This is a genomic window from Aquimarina latercula DSM 2041 (genome assembly GCF_000430645.1).
GTDB classification, from domain to species: Bacteria; Bacteroidota; Bacteroidia; order Flavobacteriales; family Flavobacteriaceae; genus Aquimarina; species Aquimarina latercula.
Window position 1 is genome coordinate 183,847 of record NZ_KE387185.1, and the last position, 18,130, is coordinate 201,976.

Here is an 18,130-nt window from a genome sequence, read left to right on the forward strand (position 1 = left end):
TCTAGTAAAAAACCTCTGAACAACACATTTTTTTGTTGTTTCGATAGTTTTAATAAAAAAAGCATCGCTAACAAAAGATCAGCGATGCTTCAAAGTTTCCCGAAAACTTAATTGCTTATACTTATTTATTAAAATGCTCCTCTAATTCCTTTAATGTTTCTGTAGAGGTTGCAAGATCTTTAACTACTTCTCCTTTATCCAATACCACAATACGCTCACACACTTCTGTTACGTGCATCAAATCATGACTAGAAACCAAAACAGTAACATTAGGATCTGCAGCCAAATCTTTGATGATTTTCTTTAAACGAATCTGAGTTGTAGGATCCAGGTTGGCAAATGGTTCATCCAGAATAACAACTTCTGGATTTCCTATCAATGCAGCCACTATTCCAGCTTTCTTTTGATTCCCTTTAGACAAATCCCTTAAATACTTCTTTTGACCTAATATTTCTCCGTGAAAAAAATCTTCAAACTCTGCTAACAACGCATCTACATCTGCTTTATTTTGGCCTCGAAGTTCTCCTATGAAATAGAAATATTCCTCTGCTGTAAGATAACCGATCAAAAATGTTTCGTCGATAAATGCCGATGTGATTGATTTCCAATCTTCACTCTCGCTTACTTTTATCCCACTATTTTCTATATGACCTGTTGTTGGTTTAATAAGATCCAATAAAGCACTAAATAAAGTTGTTTTCCCGGCTCCATTATTTCCTACTAAACCAAAACTATCTCCCTTAGGAATTTCTAAATGCTCAATATTTAATACCGTATTCCCTGCATATGTCTTTGTAATATTATGTACTCCTATCATCTTCTTATTTTTTTTGTTTGTATGCCCAGATCGTTTTATACTTCTCTGTTCTATAAATTCTTTCAATTTTATCAAAAACCATATTCCTAAATGCAAAACCAGCAATTCCAGCAACAGCAACCAATGCATAACCTGCATATGGACTATATGCATAATGTCCTATTGCATATAACACCATTGGTAATGCAAGTTTTGGCAATGATAACATTAATGTTTTCATATTAAAGGATTGTTTGTCTCCAAAAGCCTTTTTATTACTAGTTAAATCTATTGGAGTTTTTACATAAGCACCTGCCCATAATACGACGTGTGCATTCATTCCCATATTATAGATCGCACCAACAACAACCGCTAAGTATGCCTCCCATCCAAAATATAAATATCCTGATGCTAGAACAGCAGAAATAAATGTCGCTATTACCATTAACCACCATTTTGAAGAAAGATATTCTCGGTATTTAATATTTTGGCTCATCATTAATGGATAATAAGAACTATCCCAACTTGGAACGAATTGTCCAAAACTCATTAAAAATCCACCAGAAACAAAAATCCCTGCAAATATTTTCCAAACAGGTCCTTCATATGCTTCGACAGCTCCTGTGAAGAATAACAGACCATAAAAAAGAAATAACGCACTAACTATTACTGTTGATCTTGCTCTTTTATTTCTTTTAATAAGCTTAATATCATTTTTTAGAAATACTGCGGTTTTACCAAATCGATCCAACCATTCTAAATTTTCTGTTTTTACAGTTTTAGATTTCGTTGCCAATCCAGCATCCAGATACAAATCCTTTACAAAAGATCTAAATGCTATAATATAAAGTGCGATTGCAGCGACTACTGGAATAACTACTAAAAACTTTGATTCGTATAATCCCTGAAAAAACGGTGCTGTATACTGTGTAACATCAAAATATCCGAAATAATGCAATCCACCTAATAACGCCATAACGCCACCAACTCCATAAATAAGATTGTCTTTATTGTTTAATAAGATATTAAGGAAATTATTACCATATATCAATGCAATCAATCCTATATTCCATAACAACACGTTTAATACAGGTGCATCTCCATTAGCAATCAAAAGAACTGAAAATGGAACAAAAAAGAAGGCATGAATAATATTAAAAAACGATGACATTGTCTTACCCAAAGCAAATGATACAATTTTGCTTTTACTAAAAGGTAAAATCAATAAAGGTTTAATATTGATAACAGGCATTTTTTGTAACGCGTATCTAAAAATAAGATCAAATGCCCACCAATAGATCAAAAATCTATTTACCACTTCTAATGGATCTAGACATAAATCTTTGCTGATATATTTATAGGCAATAAAACTGCCTCCCATCATCATTAAAATAAAATATACCGCCCAAAATCCCATGAAGATTTTCATCCAAACTCCCGAAGAAGCAGATGCAGATCGCCAAAAAGATTTCCACTGTAAGGATATAAAATGTTTAAACATAGTTGTATTAGTTTTAAAAGAAGTAGGAAAGACTTCTTACACTATTTAGTAATCAAAAAATGGATTTTGTTACAAAAACAGTGAAAGAAAAGTTAAAAAACTATGCATTTTAAGGGCAGAAGAACAGATTGTTATATCAGTTGAAAGCGTTTTTTATAATAAATCACTAATGAAATCATTGTTTTTAAACTACAAACAAAAAATATGGACATAATCCCTAAATTGACAAAATAAAACAATGAAGGTTCGTCTAAATAAGGAATAAAATAATAGTTAAATGAAAAAAAGATAGCTATTAGTATTCCAAAATTTCCAATAAAAGAAAACTTCTTTTTACCAAAAACTACAATAGGAATAAAACCAACTAAAGCCATCAAAAACGTTGGAAAAAAAGTAATTGTAAAACCATCAATATGAAAATACTTATAGAGGCTATTGAAAATCCAAAAACACAGTACACTACCAACTATTACTTGCCAAGAATATAAGTTTCTTAGAAATTTTTTACATACACTTTTAAAAATTTTAGAGTTAAACGGTCTACTTCCTTGTTTTTCTATAGAAGTTTTATTTTCTATCATATAATCCTTAAAAATATCATAGAAATCCCGATTATCTCCTTGATTCATTGAGTTTTCAATTTCTGAAGCCACGTGATCTATCATTTCAATTCGTATATCCTCATAGTGAATATCAGAATTAGATAAATACGTATCTATAAATTGTATGTCTTCAATAGTAAGTTTTTTCATATTAATTTATACTCCATTTTGGGTTAATAATGGTTTGCATAGTTCTTATATATTCCTCTAATTCTATTAATCGATTAGCAGTTTCCTTTGTGCCCTTTTCCGTTAGTTTGTAATATTTGCGCAGTCGATTATCTACTTTTTGCATTTCCACATCTAACAACCCTTCTGCCTCTAATTTATGTAATGCAGGATACAAGGCACCTTCAGTTATATTCAATTCCCCTTTAGTAATTTCTTTTACTTTCTGAGTAATCTCATATCCGTACATCTTCTCACTTTCTTCCAAAAGCTTTAGAATAATGGTGTTTAAACTACCTTTATATAATTTAGAATTACCCATAACACTATTTATTAAGCTACAAATATATACATAATTTTCTTATGCATAAGTTTTTTAGGTATATAAATTTATCCCAAAACCCTACTGTGGTCTTTTGCATTTAGTATTTTTGCGAAAAATAATTCGTAAAAGATTAATTACTATTAAAGTGTAAACCGAAAACTTAATTATTAAGGCTTCAGTTTAAAGTATACCTAATTACTATGTCAGATTTCCATACGCTTACTATAAAAAACATTACTAGAGAAACTCCAAAAGCTGTTTCCATAGAATTCGATATTCCTTCAGAGTTAAAAAACGATTATTCCTTTATTTCTGGTCAATATATAACTATCAAAACTCAAGTTGAAGGTAAGGAAATAAGGAGGGCGTACTCTATTTGTAGTTCTCCAAAAAGTCATTCTCTTCGTGTTGCGGTTAAAGAGATCGAAAACGGAACTTTCTCCGCAATAGCAAATAATAAATTACAAGTCGGTGACACACTAGATGTGCACACACCAGAAGGTAATTTTACCCTAAAATCAGATCCAACTGTAACTCATAGTTATGCCGCCTTTGTTGCTGGTAGTGGAATCACTCCTGTAATGAGTATGATTAAAAGTGTTCTAGAAGAGGAACCTAATAGTAATTTTGTTTTGGTATATGGTAATCAGACTCCTACAGAAACAATTTTTTCTAAAGAACTTCTATCACTACAGGCAAATTATCCTGATAGATTATTTATCGAATTTTTCTACAGTAGAAGTCAAGAAGAAGGTGCCCGTTTTGGAAGGATAGAAAAATCTACAATCAACTATATCACCAAGAACAAATTTAAAGACACAAACTTCCAAGCATTCTACCTGTGTGGTCCAGAAGAAATGATCAATACAGTAACAGATGTTTTATTAGAAAACGGAATCCCTAAGTACAATATTCATTTTGAACTTTTTACCAGTAGTAGTACTTCTAACACAGAAGTTGATGCTGTTTTAGATGGAAAAACTAGTATCTCTATATTGGTTGATGATGAAGAGTTTAGTTTTGTTATGGATCAGAAAAAAACCATTCTCGACGCCGCTTTAGAAGAAGATATTGATGCTCCTTACTCTTGTCAAGGTGGTGTTTGTAGTTCGTGTATTTGTAAAATTACTGATGGTACTGCTGTAATGGAAAAAAATAGTATTCTTACCGATGGAGAACTTGCTGAAGGTTTGGTACTAGCTTGTCAGGCGCATCCAACCTCTTCTTCTATAAAAGTAGATTTTGATGATGTTTAGGTTAGTTAATTGTTTTTTTTGATAATAAATAAAAAGAAATCGTACCTATTATGAGCCATAAGCCTAGTATCGAAAGGTTACCTTCAAGTTTATTTTTTCCAAAATCCATCTCAAATAACAAAATCATAAAAGAATTTATAACGCCATGTGCTAATACTGCTGGCCATACACTTTTAGAATTAATAGTTAACCATCCTATAAAATAGGAAACAAAAATAATAGTTAAAGGAAAAAATAGAAATGCTCCTAACATTGGATATTCAGGATAATTAAATCCATTAATAATAAGTGGGAAATGCCAAAAACCCCATAGAATGCCTAAAAATGTGAGCGATTTAAATAGACTATTCTTTTCTAATAATTTCTTTTGAAGAAAACCTCTCCACCCAATTTCTTCACCTATAGTAGTAAGGCTCGTAACTAACGAAATTAAAATTCCGGTAATTAAAAAATTAAGAAGAAAGAAAGGGATGCTTTGTGGATCACTTCCAAATATAAGTGGGATTTCTATACTATGAACTTCTCCGTTGTTAATCAGAAAAACATTATTTGATCCCAATCCTGTGTGTTCAAACACTAAAATTCCTAGAAGGGTAATTAGTATTGGTAAGAATAAGCTAAGCAATATATACTTGGTCTTACCAACATGCCAATTAATATATTTAAGTCCTTGTTTAGTTTTTATTAAATAGATAATAGCAGCTATACCAGGAATAAACATCATAAAGCCAGTAAGAATTTGTACTAAAAAATTGCCTTCTTCAGCAATTAAAACGGCAATAATTTGAATAGTATAAGTGAATAAGAATACTAAACCAATATAATACCAAACGTTTTTTTCTAATTTTATCATCGATAATATTTAAATAAGTTAATAGAAACAAGATTAACATTTTCAAAAAGTATAAATCAAATTTTCACAAGAAGCCATGATTCGAAGGCTGTCCTCAAATATCATTAGAAGGGAAGAGATATTACAATTAAGTTAGTTCCAAATCGTCATTTGAAACCATTTATCGCAGAGAATTCAAATATTCAGAGGGGGTCATACCGGTTTCTTTCTTAAAAACTCTGTAAAAAGAAGTTTTAGAATTAAAGCCAGCTTCTTCACTTAAACCTAAAATAGAATATTTTTCACTATCGTTGGCGATTAGTTTTTGCTTAAATGCTTCCACTCGGTAACTGTTTATAAGGTCTGTGAAATTTGTGTGAAGTGTATCATTTATAATTCTTGACAGGTTATTGGATGGCCAACCAAGATGTGTGGCTAATTTGGATATTGTGAGTTCAGAGTCCCTGTAAAGTTCATTTTTAGTTATTGCATACAATAACTCTTCTTTCTTTTCACTCAAATTATTTTCAGACAAGTGAATTCTTATGACACGATTGGAATAGTTCCTAATAACCTTGAGGTATTTTAATAAATACAAATACCCTAAAGAATAAATGAAAAATCCTAAAATAACCCCAAGTGGTTTATAGAAATAAAAAGAATTCTCATCTACCTTTTTTATAAAAACTAATGCAATAGGAATAGCAAATAATAGAAAACCGACAAGTATACTCCAAGATATAATTAGATATCTAAGCCAGGTTCTCACTTCTTTAAACTCTATTAACAGGTTCTTGACACCAACGGATTCGCGATAAATTAAGTACGTATAGACCCCTAATTGAACTATCCCCAATAACCCCATGATAAGGGCAATTTTTTGAATTAAGATAATATTTGCGTAAGCCCAATCGAGATTTAATCTAATATATGTAAACAGCAGAATAAATAAAAGACCATCCAAAAGTAAAGAAGGTAAAAAATGAAGAAAATCTTTCCATCTAAAAAATTTTGAAGGATTTTTAATATATATGACATGGAAATACGCTAAAGGGCCATAAGCTAGGCTAAACTCCATTGGGATAGGAAATTTTGAATTGAAAGCTTGAATAGATTCCTCTAGTATTAAATGTAGAATAGAAAGTGAAAATAAAAAGACAAGTACACCAAAAAACAGATTTGGCATACTTTTATTAAAACGAAAAACGATAACCAAAGACAATATAAACCCTTGAAAAACTGCAATTAAAAAATAAAAATTTGTTGAATCTAAAGCGGTATCAATCATTGATTTTTTATGATTTTATTTTAAATAGTTCAATATAAAAAAATTGAATGTTTTGAGTATTGTTAAAGATCTACAAGCAACAACAGGAAAATACAGAAAAATGAATAACCCTTGCTCGTTAGTGGAATAATAAAAATAATAACCCTCTTCAAAAGTGGATTCCAGCCTATACTGGAATGACAAAAAAGAGTTACAGTTTGTTTATAGTTTCAATCACTGTTTCTGGTTCGATAGTATGCATTACCTTCTCATATCCTTCGGGAACTTTGTTCCCATAAATTGATGTAGGGATCTGATCATACTTTGCTAAATTAGGAAGAATAGCATTTTCCATAGGTTGTCCAAAAGGCATAAATCCTGCAAATGGATGAGTAACACCCCAAAGTGTTATGGTAGGAATCCCATACATGGCCGCTAAATGTGCATTACCACTATCCATGGATAACATTACGTCTAAATTTCCAATTAGTTTTAACTCATCTTCAAAAGACAACTTACCTGCAATATTGATCACGTTTTTATATTTGCTTTCAATATTATTAAGCAAGTCAATCTCTTTTTTACCGCCACCAAAAAGGAATATTTCATAGATATCACCTTGATCGAGTTGTTCAATTACCTCAATCATAAACTCTAAAGGATATACCTTGCTATTATATTGAGCAAAGGGAGCAATTCCTAGCCACTTTTTAGTAGACTTCTTTGTGAACTTTAGAATTTCTGGGGTTAATGCCATTTTTTCTGGAAAAGAATGCTCTCGTAAATCAATAGGATATCCTAATTTACCTAAAACATCTGCATACCGCTGATGCGTTGCTTTTAATTGCTTAAATTCTTTATTCTTTGATCGGGTTAACGCCTTTTTTTCTGCTCTTCCTTTATCTACTTGTACTACTTTTATACCATGAAGAGAGAAAAAATTCTTAAGTACATTAGATCGTAGTACATTATGCATATCTGCCACAGCTGTTATTCCCAAGCCTCTTAATTCCTTTGATAGCTTTGACAATCCAAAAATACCTTTATGCTTCCCATTAACATCGGCGTGATACACTTCTAAGTTATCAATTCCGGTAAAAATTGGTTCAAAAAATTTTCTCGTTAGCACAGTTATTTTTACAGTCGGGTATATTGCTCTAAATGTTCGTAATACAGGCACAGTCATAGCCACATCACCCATTGCAGAAAGCCTAATAACCAGAACATGAGCATAAAAGCCCTCTGAAAGGGCTTTGCTTTTGTTTGATATATTTTTTACTTTATTCAAAAAAACATTACTATTTTTCTCCTCGTAAAACTGGATTTAACTCATCATCATTATACATTTTCATCTGTTTGTAAACCTTCATGTACTTATCACCTTTCTCAATATCCGTAAGCAAGGTATCTATTGCTGTAGAAAGATCTACTTGCTGTTCTAGTAATACATTATACTTTTTTTGACAAGCAGCCTTATGAGTATCCGATGCACCTTCTCTAACAGTCTCTTCATGCATATGATATACTTTAAGCGCTAATATCGATAATCTATCTACTCCCCAAGCCGGACTTTCTGTATTTATCGTAGCATCTTGTTTAGGAATAACATCTTTATATGTCTCTAAAAAATAGCTATCGATATACTCAACCATATCTGTACGGTCCTGGTTAGATGCATCAATCTGTCTTTTTAGTTTTAAAGCTGCAACCGGATCAATTTCTGGATCACGAATAATATCTTCATAATGCCACTGTACCGTATCGATCCAACATTTTCTATATAATAAATGTTCTATTTGTTGTGATTTACTATCATATGGATTTGAAAATTCCTGATCTACACGATCAATCACATGATACATGTCTATAACTTCTTTAAAAATTTTGTTTGCTTTATCTGTAAACATTATACTTATTTTTCTAAGATGTGTAAATATTCTTTTGTTTCTGTGGCTTTGTGGTTTCTGTTTTCCGTTTTATCCGCTTTAAACCTCTTATATTTTGTAGTTACTAAATCGTATCTACCATAACGTTCCATAATTTGTCTTATTTCTTCTTCAGACATTAAACCTTCATTGTTATAGCTAAGAAAAATATAAGTAAACTGCGAATTCTTGATTAAATCTTCAAAAACCTTTACTACTAAACCTTTTTTACAATAATTAGATCTTTGATAAGGTCTTAAACCAGTCTTTCCAACTGGGACAAAGGTATCATATTTTGCAATAGTATTTAGTATATGATAATTGGCTCCATATTGTCTAGCATTATACGGTGGATCAAGATATAAAATGTCTCCTTCTATTTGCTTTATCAATATATTACTATCCTCATTATAAACCAGATGCTTGTTTTCTGTGAAGTCAAAATTTGCTGGAACGAGCTCTAACTTTTTCTGAGCAGTTTTTTTTAAGCCCTTTAGATATGATGCATATACAGAGGCCGTATTAGCAACTTTATCGGCTCCTTCTAAAAGTGATACTAATAAAAAATAATAGATATTTTCATCAATTTCTTTTCTATCCTTCCATTTTTCAATTTGTATTCTTGCCGCATCAATTTTAAGTCCATTATCATCACTGAAATATTGACGTCCAGACAAACTTCCGTTACAATAATTATTGTAGACAAAACCTTTTTTTCCTTGCAAGCGGTTTAATTCTACAATGTAATCCAAAGAATTAATCTCTTCGCTATTTCCAATATAATTCCGGTTTAGCGCATAACTATAATACTCCAGGTCATTTGCAATCACCTGTTTTACAATAGTTTTAAAACTTCTTCCAACTACACCTGTTCCTGCAAAAAGATCACAAAAAACTTTATCTTCTAAATCAGCGCCTACTGTTTCAAAAACAGAAGTTCTAATAAAATTAGAGAGTTTGTATTTTGAGCCGATATAATTCATCGTTTATTAAGTCAATTTGCTTGTCCCTTAACAGCCCAAATCAAACCAATCTTACTGATTTGATAAGGTTGTAATTGTAGTCTAAATAATCTTGAATCATCAAATGTAGCAACATATACCGAGATTATATCTCTAAGCCAAGAGATTTGTGCTTTTAATTTCCAGTGTTCATGATCATCTGCGTATAAAACTATAAAAATGATATTTTCTGAATTCTTTTTTGGTTGTTGACTTGAACTATTAGCTAACCAGTACATTAATTCTTTAGAATTTTCTCTTGTATACTGCAACGATTTCCCAAAACCTTCAGGAAAGACAATCATTTTAAAATCAAATAATTTGTTTCCATCATTATCGGTTGAAAATATATTTCTCGAATTTGATAAAATTAGCTCTATCGCTATATCACTCCAGTAGTCATACCATCGGTTTATAGTATAATTAAAAAATTCCTCCTCTTTAACTTTATACTTAATTGCCGACTTCGAAATTTTAGAAACTACATTTTCCCATTTTACCGTAGTATAAATAAAATTACCATAACCATCCCAAAGATGATTTTGCTTTTTATTCCATTCACAGTTAATAGATAATCTATGTTGTAATTCTGATTCTATAATATCTAGATAAGGATCTTTCAAAATAACAGCGTCATAAATGGCAATAATAGAAACACCCAAAGATTAATTTCTTTTACAAATTTTCCATGATCAATCTCTAAGTAAGTTGTTCCAATAATTGCTAATGGAGCCGCTATAAAAATCATTTCAGAAGTGTTTTTATCCAGAGCTATTATAACAACAATTAATGAAATCAATAATTGTGCAATAATAAGTTTTAAAATAGGTTTTGATTTTGTTGGTTTTCTGCTGTATTTTATCAAATACACTGTTAAAAAAAACAGTATACAAATTATTAGTACTCCAATTGAAAAGAATCCTTGATCACTAAAATATCCTTCGAAAGAAAACGATATTGGCGCTACATAATCAGTAATAGTTAAGAATGAATCATAAAATAATAAGGTAAAACAATTGGATAACATATAGACGGTTAGTAACCCTATAAACGGAATTATCCAGTTCCTATAATTTTTAGATTCAAAATATAATACTCCCAAAAAAACTATGACAATAAAAGCTATGCTCCAGAAATAGGCTAAAGAAGCCAAACCAATATATAAAGAAGCATTTAAAACATTAGATTTAACATACTTGCCATTTCTTAAACTTAGTATACTTCTCATACTCAAAATAACAAATAGGTTTGATAACAGAACACTAGGATTAACTAATGACATTGGCAAAATCCCCGTTAAAAAAGCAAATAGTAATATTGTGTTTGTACTTTTATATGTTAAATCATTCTTTTGCGTAACATGATTTAATATGAGCATCGTGAGGATATATGCAACACAACCAGCAAAAAAGATCATAATTTTAAAATAATCAAAGTCGATACCATTTCGGTAATGCGCTATTATATACATTACAAACATGTATAATGCAACAATTATAAAATTAATTGGTTTTGATTTATTAAAAAAGCTTGATAACACTACTATTTTTTATATTTTTGCGCTAAACAATATATTATTGTTTTTAATTATAATATAACTAATTTATAAAAAGTTTTTAGTTAGCTTTTTATAATGAAAACGAAGATCATATCATGAAAGATTTTTTTGAAGCGATACAATCCCTATTTGTAGATCTGCTTTTAGCTCCAATGGATGCTCTAAGAGCTTTAGAATTAGAGAGCTGGAGTGCTGCGAATATCATAAATTGGATGTTTATGCTTATTGGTTTTGTAGCTTTTTTATATTGGATGAAGGAATTAAAGAAGTTTAACGACAATGACGAAGAAGATAGAGATCCAAAAGCTCACTCATTTTTAAAACCATAATATCTATTTATTAGAATAAAATATTGAGGAAATTTATCCTCTTTTACATAAAAAAGTCAAGTGTTCTTAAACACTTGACTTTTTTTATACGATTTGATTTAAATAGAAAACTCTATAAATCAAATCCTAAATCCTTTCTATAATACATTTTATCAAAATGCAATTCTTCGATGTTTTTATATGATAACTTAAGTGCTTCTCTAAAATCATCATGGAATGAAGTTACAGCAATAACTCGTCCACCATTAGTAACCACTTTATCAGCTTCTATTTTAGTTCCGGCATGAAAGACAATAGAATCAGCTATTTTATCAACACCCGTGATTTCCTTTCCTTTCTCATATGATTCTGGATATCCTCCTGATACCGTCATTACGGTTGCGGCACTTCTAGGATCTATGTCGATATCTATTTGATCCAAAGTTTGATTTGATACATGATTAAATAAGGATACTAAATCCGTTTTTACTCTAGGTAGCACCGCTTCTGTTTCTGGATCTCCCATTCTTACATTATACTCTATTACTTTAGGATCATCACCTACCTTTATTAATCCAATAAAAACAAAGCCCTTATAATCGATTTCTTCCTTAACTAAACCTTCTACTGTTGGTTTGATGACTTGAGTTTCTATTTTATTCATAAAAACATCATCCGCAAAAGGAACCGGAGAAATTGCTCCCATTCCTCCCGTATTAAGTCCTGTATCTCCTTCTCCAATGCGTTTGTAATCTTTTGCCGTTGGTAACGTAACATAGTTTTTACCATCCGTTAGTACGAAAACACTTAATTCGATTCCATCTAAGAATTCTTCAATCACTACTTTTTCACTTGCAGCACCGAACTTTTTGTTCGTAAGCATATTTTCAAGTTCTCTTTTAGCTTCGTCTATATCTTGAAGAATAAGAACTCCTTTACCAGCAGCAAGACCATCCGCTTTTAAAACATATGGCGGATTTAATGTTTCTAAAAACTCTTTCCCTTCTTTAACTGTATCTGCTGTAAAACTTTGATATGCTGCAGTTGGTATATTATGTCTAAACAAAAATTCCTTAGCATACTCTTTACTACCTTCTAACCTAGCTCCTTCTTTTGATGGTCCAATAACAGCAACTTTGTTTAGTTCATCATCTTGTGAAAAGAAATCCGTTATTCCTTGTACCAAAGGATCTTCTGGTCCTACCACAACCATTTCTATTTCTTCTTTTAAAACAAGAGCTTTGATCGCCTCAAAATCTGTAACTGATATTGCCACATTCGTTGCAATGGCAGCTGTACCTGCATTTCCTGGGGCAACAAATAATTTTTTACATAAACTGCTCTGAGCAATTTTATAAGTAAATGTGTGTTCTCTTCCTCCAGATCCTAATATTAAAATATTCATTTTCAAACGATTATATGATAGCTAAATTTTATGCGATCAAAAATAGTTCATTAGCTGTTTTCTTGCTAATAATTTCGTGGTCTATTTTACATTTTTAAACTATTATACCGGAGTATTACGTATGATTCTGCTGCTTAAAATGCTTCTCTTCTTAAGTAATAATGGCATTATAATAGAGAAAAATACAATCCCATTAAATCGTACCAACATGGATTCGAATACAAGTGAAACAAATAATATTAAAAATACTGAAAATTCATTTCGACTTCTTTTCATACGTATTGCCAAAACAACAAAAATGAATATTAACACTCCTAATCCCACTACTCCTGTCTGAAGTAATGTTTGAAGAAACTGATTATGAGCATTATACTTATTTTCAAAATTATAGATGTACCCTAATTCTTTATATTTTTTAATTAACACATCATTTGCATCCCCAATTCCATATCCCAATAGTGGTGCTTCTTTAATTAGTTCAGCACTAGACTTCCAAGATAACAGTCTTGCTTTTTCTGAAGTAGAATTCGCATATTCCATTGTCATTCCAAAGTCTTTAACTTTTGCATAAAAATCAAACACACGAGGATTATTGACAAACACTAAAATTCCTAAAAGGAACATAATAATCATTGTATGCTTTCTACTTTTATCAGAAATATTAAAAATCAAAAGTAAAGACATTACCGTAAGGATCATATATGCTGCTATAGAAGCCAACAAAAACAGATATAGAAATAATACAAGAACGATCGCAGTTCTCAATTTTGTATCTAAACTGTTTTTTAAATAATAACTTAATACTAATAATATATATAATGAGAGATAACTAGGGTTAATTAGCTTAGAGAACTCATCACCAATAAAATAGTTCCATCCATTTATAATTGCATCTAAAAAAGTATTGAGATCTGCCATTGAAATTTCTAAAGAAAACCCTCCTTTTATTATTGACATTGAATGGGAAATTGCAATTGAAAAATTTATGAAAAATGAGATAATCAATCCTAAAAGCAAAAAATCAAATAACTTTCTTACAGAAGACGCATCCTCTTTTACAAAAAGAAAAATTACAGGAAACAAAAGCAACGATAAAGATCGTTGTAGTAAGTTTAATCCACCAAAAATATTATCTGTATATATTAAACTAAATAGCATTATAATAAAATACAAAGGGAATAATAATAGGGCTTTATTCTCTAAAACAAACTTCTTCCTTGATTGAAAAATATTCACTATTCCAAGGCCTATAGAAACAATAAAAAATGGGGTAGGGAGATTAATTCCTAATGGTAATAGAAGAAATGCTATATATAAACTATTCCAAAAAATAGTAAGTACCAAACTATCGTCATGTTTGTAAAACATTTCAGTTAGGGTATATATATTTTTATCTAATCTCACTTTTTTAGCACAGTTTATTGGATAAATTGTTTTGTATAAGAAGCTATTAGAAAATAAGACCTCATTAGTTTTTACCTTCTCTTAATTTAATTACAAATTCACTAATATGCTTTCTCTTGTCCTTTGATGAGATTTAATATTGTATCAATTATAATTTTTGAATCTAACAATAATGACCAATTTTCTATATAAAAAATATCGTACTTGATTCTATTAACAATATCCTCATCATTTTCAACTTCTCCTCTATATCCTTTTACTTGTGCCATTCCTGTAATTCCTGGTTTTACTGAATGGCGGAACACAAAATTATATTTATCTATTCTTTTACCATAATCCTTGGTATATGAAATCATATGTGGTCTCGGTCCTACAACAGACATATCACCAAAAAGCACATTAAAAAATTGTGGTAACTCATCTATACTGGTTCTTCTTATAAAACGACCTATTCTGGTAACTCGATGATCTTCTTTTTTAACTTGAACAAGGTCAGAAAAATTTTCATCTCTCATTGATCTAAATTTATAACAAATAAATTCTTTGTAATTAATTCCATTACGTCTATGGCTATAAATTAATGGGCCTTTAGATTCTAGTTTTATTAAAATATATAACAAAGGAATTAACCATGAAAGCACCAAAATGATAACCAATAAAGAAAAAACAATATCGAAACCTCTTTTAATAGCTCTATTTGTTGCGCTGTTTAATGATACTTCTGGAATTGATAGAACAGGTAAGTATTCATAATAATCGGTTTTAAGACGTTTAGAAAAAATACGTTGCGAATTGGGTATAAACTTGAGAACACTGTAATTCTGATCTGCATATTTTACATATTCATTTACCACTTCATCAGAAATTTCATCTATTGAACAATATATTTCATCTACATCCTCATTTTTTAAAAACTCAAAACTATCCTCAATTTTATTATTAAGTTGATCTGAAAATACCTCTAAGACCTGATAACCTAGATCTTTTCTTTTCTCAAAAAACATCTTTAATTGTTGAGCACTTTTATTATTCCCAATAATAATTACTCTTCTATTATTTCCGCCCAAATAAGAACGATATCTTCTAAGAGCATAATATGTAATAACCTTAACAACACCTACTGAAGAAATAGTTATTACAATGAAATCAAAAGTATCTTTTACGGAAAAGTAATTTATTTTTAATAATCCGAAGTAAGCATATAAAAGTATAAGAATTAATAGCCCTTGCCGGAGTAAAAGCGAAACAACTGTAACTATCTTAGTAAATCGATAAACTTCATAAAAATTTAATAAGTAAGAAGAAATCAACCAAACAATTGATAAAAAAATATAAAGTTGATTAGTAACAATTTCATTTAAAAAATAAAAAGAAGAAACTAATAAAATAATTAGATCAATTACAATAAGTATTGGTCTAATTAAATATGAATATCCTCCTCTTTTATGATGCATTAGATATTAAGAATAAGATGAAAAATCTTTATGTTCACTTCTATATAACTCCTCCTTAGATAGACTCTTAAAATACTCTAAGGTTTGCTTCATTCCTTCAGATCTATCAACCTTTGGTTCCCAGTCCAAAATTTCTTTTGCTCTATTTATGTCAGGTTGTCTTTGTAAAGGATCATTAACTGGTAATGGTTTATAAATTACTTTTTGATCAGTACCGGTAAGTCCAATAATCTCTTCAGCAAAATCACTAATTGTAATTTCATTTGGGTTTCCAATATTAACGGGATATACATAATCACTAAACAGTAATCGATAAATTCCTTCTATTAAATCGTCGACATAACAAAAAGAACGTGTTTGAGAACCATCACCAAAAACGGTAAGATCTTCTCCTCTTAAAGCTTGTCCAATAAAGGCTGGAACCACTCTTCCATCATTTAATCGCATTCTAGGTCCGTATGTATTAAAAATACGTACGATTCTTGTTTCTACTTTATGATACGTATGGTATGCCATAGTTATAGATTCCTGAAATCTCTTTGCCTCATCATACACTCCACGTGGTCCAATAGTATTCACATTGCCATAATAATCTTCTGTCTGAGGGTGAACTAATGGATCACCATATACCTCACTAGTTGATGCTATTAAAATTCTTGCATTTTTCTCTTTAGCTAAACCGAGTAGATTATGTGTTCCAAGAGATCCAACCTTCAAGGTTTGAATAGGAATTTTAAGATAATCTATTGGGCTTGCTGGAGAAGCGAAATGTAATATATAATCTAAATCACCTGGAATATGAACAAACTTTGAAACATCATGATCATAAAATTCAAAACTCTTTAGTTTAAAGAGATGCTCTATATTTTTTAAATCACCTGTTATCAAATTATCCATTCCAATAACGTGATACCCTTCTTTAATAAAACGATCACAAAGATGTGACCCTAGAAAACCAGCTGCTCCAGTAATTAGAACTTTCTTCATTTTATAATTTTAATATCTTTTCTTCCAATAGAAAAGTATGTAATTTCTTCTTCCTCCAAATCTGTAAGATCATATAAGTTTCTACCATCAAAGATAACTGGATTTATAAGATTATTCTTTATTCTATCAAAATCCGGAGTCCTAAAAATACTCCACTCCGTACATATCACTAAAGCATTTGCACCATCCAAAACTTCATACATTGATTTTGAAAATGTAATTTTGTTTTCATATTTCCTAGCTACATTATCCATAGCTTCAGGATCAAAAGCTCTTACATTAGCTCCTTTGCTCAATAAAACGTCTATTACATCTAACGCAGGTGCTTCTCGGATATCATCCGTCTCAGGTTTAAATGCCAGTCCCCAAATAGCAAAAGTTTTGCCCTTAAGATCATCGTTAAAATAATTCGTGATTTTTGGAATTAACGCTACTTTTTGCTTTTGATTTACTTCGATTACAGATTCTAATATTTTAAAATCGTAATTATCATCCTTTCCGGATTTATGTAATGCCTTAACATCCTTAGGAAAACAAGAACCACCGTAACCAATCCCTGGAAATAAAAAACGCTTTCCTATTCTAGAATCTGTTCCCATACCTCTACGAATCATATCAACATCAGCACCTACCTTCTCGCAATAATTAGCTATTTCATTCATAAACGTAATCTTAGTCGCTAAAAATGAATTTGCCGCATATTTAGTTAATTCAGCTGACTTTTCATCCATAATCAATATCGGATTACCAGATCTAACATAAGGCTTATATAGCTTTTGCATAAGCTCCGTAGCCCTATTAGATGAAGAGCCAACAACAATTCGTTCCGGCTTCAAAAAATCATCAACGGCAAACCCTTCCCTTAAAAATTCTGGGTTAGATACTACATCAAAATCACATTTTGCGTTTACTGATATAGCTTTGTGAACTTTTTCTGCAGTGCCAACGGGAACAGTACTCTTATCTACAATGACCTTATATTCTGAAATAATTTTACCTATTTCATTTGAAACCCCTAAGACATATGATAAGTCAGCAGAACCATCCTCATCTTCTGGAGTAGGTAAGGCTAAAAAGATAATTTCTCCGTGATCTATTCCTTCTTTTAGAGAAGTTGTAAACTGTAACCTATTGGCTTGGATATTTCTCTCAAACAATACATCTAAATGAGGTTCGTAAATAGGAACTTCGCCATCCCGCATTTTTTGAACCTTCTGTTCATCTATATCAACACAAATAACCTCATTACCCGTCTCAGCTAAACAAGTTCCCGTAACTAAACCAACATAACCCGTTCCTATTACCGATATCTTCATCTATTCTTTTTATCCCTTTAACAAA

18 protein-coding genes are annotated in these 18,130 nt (G+C 30.7%); 2 read left to right on the forward strand and 16 right to left on the reverse strand.

Going from position 1 to position 18,130, the window contains the following annotated elements; genetic code table 11:
- Positions 1-121: 121 nt before the first annotated feature.
- From H526_RS0118785 to H526_RS0118800, 4 genes are all read right to left on the reverse strand, one after another.
- Entirely contained in the window at positions 122-817 is a 696-nt protein-coding gene (locus H526_RS0118785; protein ID WP_027394423.1) for an ABC transporter ATP-binding protein, read from the reverse strand.
- 4 nt (positions 818-821) lie between these two features.
- The gene (locus H526_RS0118790) at positions 822-2,297 is read right to left on the reverse strand and encodes a DUF5687 family protein (RefSeq protein WP_027394424.1); all 1,476 of its coding nucleotides are present in this window, start codon (positions 2,295-2,297) and stop codon (positions 822-824) included.
- Positions 2,298-2,428: 131 nt separating this feature from the next.
- The gene (locus H526_RS0118795) at positions 2,429-3,049 is read right to left on the reverse strand and encodes a hypothetical protein (protein WP_027394425.1); all 621 of its coding nucleotides are present in this window, start codon (positions 3,047-3,049) and stop codon (positions 2,429-2,431) included.
- A gap of 1 nt (position 3,050) precedes the next feature.
- On the reverse strand, positions 3,051-3,389 hold the full coding sequence (locus tag H526_RS0118800) for a PadR family transcriptional regulator (protein ID WP_027394426.1): 339 nt from the start codon (positions 3,387-3,389) through the stop codon (positions 3,051-3,053).
- A 203-nt stretch (positions 3,390-3,592) separates the two neighbouring features.
- On the opposite strand from H526_RS0118800, the gene H526_RS0118805 reads away from it, so the two are divergent.
- Positions 3,593-4,648 carry a ferredoxin--NADP reductase gene (locus tag H526_RS0118805; protein WP_027394427.1) on the forward strand — a complete coding sequence of 352 codons (1,056 nt, stop codon included), beginning with the start codon at positions 3,593-3,595 and terminating at the stop codon, positions 4,646-4,648.
- A 1-nt stretch (position 4,649) separates the two neighbouring features.
- Here the strand turns inward: H526_RS0118805 and H526_RS31080 are convergent, their stop codons facing one another.
- The 7 genes from H526_RS31080 to H526_RS0118840 form a co-directional block, all read right to left on the reverse strand.
- Entirely contained in the window at positions 4,650-5,501 is an 852-nt protein-coding gene (locus tag H526_RS31080) for a CPBP family intramembrane glutamic endopeptidase (RefSeq protein WP_027394428.1), read from the reverse strand.
- Positions 5,502-5,661: 160 nt separating this feature from the next.
- Entirely contained in the window at positions 5,662-6,768 is a 1,107-nt protein-coding gene (locus H526_RS31085) for a helix-turn-helix domain-containing protein (RefSeq protein ID WP_027394429.1), read from the reverse strand.
- A 190-nt stretch (positions 6,769-6,958) separates the two neighbouring features.
- A complete protein-coding gene (locus tag H526_RS0118820) occupies positions 6,959-8,035 on the reverse strand; it encodes a glycosyltransferase family 9 protein (RefSeq protein WP_027394430.1) in 1,077 nt (358 codons plus the stop codon).
- Between the two features lie 10 nt (positions 8,036-8,045).
- A complete protein-coding gene (locus H526_RS0118825; RefSeq protein WP_027394431.1) occupies positions 8,046-8,654 on the reverse strand; it encodes a DUF4254 domain-containing protein in 609 nt (202 codons plus the stop codon).
- A gap of 5 nt (positions 8,655-8,659) precedes the next feature.
- Entirely contained in the window at positions 8,660-9,655 is a 996-nt protein-coding gene (locus H526_RS0118830; protein ID WP_027394432.1) for a DNA adenine methylase, read from the reverse strand.
- A gap of 11 nt (positions 9,656-9,666) precedes the next feature.
- On the reverse strand, positions 9,667-10,335 hold the full coding sequence (locus tag H526_RS0118835; protein ID WP_027394433.1) for a hypothetical protein: 669 nt from the start codon (positions 10,333-10,335) through the stop codon (positions 9,667-9,669).
- The gene (locus H526_RS0118840) at positions 10,293-11,144 is read right to left on the reverse strand and encodes a DUF6427 family protein (protein WP_155839733.1); all 852 of its coding nucleotides are present in this window, start codon (positions 11,142-11,144) and stop codon (positions 10,293-10,295) included. The genes H526_RS0118835 and H526_RS0118840 overlap by 43 nt, the downstream gene beginning before the upstream one ends.
- Before the next feature lie 182 nt (positions 11,145-11,326).
- Between H526_RS0118840 and H526_RS0118845 the strand changes: the two genes are divergently transcribed.
- Positions 11,327-11,560 carry a DUF6341 family protein gene (locus H526_RS0118845; RefSeq protein WP_027394435.1) on the forward strand — a complete coding sequence of 78 codons (234 nt, stop codon included), beginning with the start codon at positions 11,327-11,329 and terminating at the stop codon, positions 11,558-11,560.
- A 112-nt stretch (positions 11,561-11,672) separates the two neighbouring features.
- Here the strand turns inward: H526_RS0118845 and purD are convergent, their stop codons facing one another.
- The 5 genes from purD to H526_RS0118870 all read right to left on the reverse strand — a co-directional run bounded on the left by purD (position 11,673) and on the right by H526_RS0118870 (position 18,105).
- Positions 11,673-12,944 (reverse strand): phosphoribosylamine--glycine ligase, encoded by a 1,272-nt coding sequence (gene purD / locus H526_RS0118850; RefSeq protein ID WP_027394436.1) that lies wholly within the window; start codon positions 12,942-12,944, stop codon positions 11,673-11,675.
- A gap of 102 nt (positions 12,945-13,046) precedes the next feature.
- Entirely contained in the window at positions 13,047-14,312 is a 1,266-nt protein-coding gene (locus H526_RS0118855) for an O-antigen ligase family protein (RefSeq protein ID WP_035086053.1), read from the reverse strand.
- A gap of 137 nt (positions 14,313-14,449) precedes the next feature.
- On the reverse strand, positions 14,450-15,802 hold the full coding sequence (locus H526_RS0118860) for an exopolysaccharide biosynthesis polyprenyl glycosylphosphotransferase (RefSeq protein ID WP_027394438.1): 1,353 nt from the start codon (positions 15,800-15,802) through the stop codon (positions 14,450-14,452).
- Between the two features lie 6 nt (positions 15,803-15,808).
- Positions 15,809-16,789, reverse strand: a complete 981-nt coding sequence (locus tag H526_RS0118865) for a UDP-glucuronic acid decarboxylase family protein (RefSeq protein WP_027394439.1) — start codon at positions 16,787-16,789, stop codon at positions 15,809-15,811.
- On the reverse strand, positions 16,786-18,105 hold the full coding sequence (locus tag H526_RS0118870) for a UDP-glucose dehydrogenase family protein (RefSeq protein WP_027394440.1): 1,320 nt from the start codon (positions 18,103-18,105) through the stop codon (positions 16,786-16,788). The genes H526_RS0118865 and H526_RS0118870 overlap by 4 nt, the downstream gene beginning before the upstream one ends.
- Between the last annotated feature and the right edge of the window lie 25 nt (positions 18,106-18,130).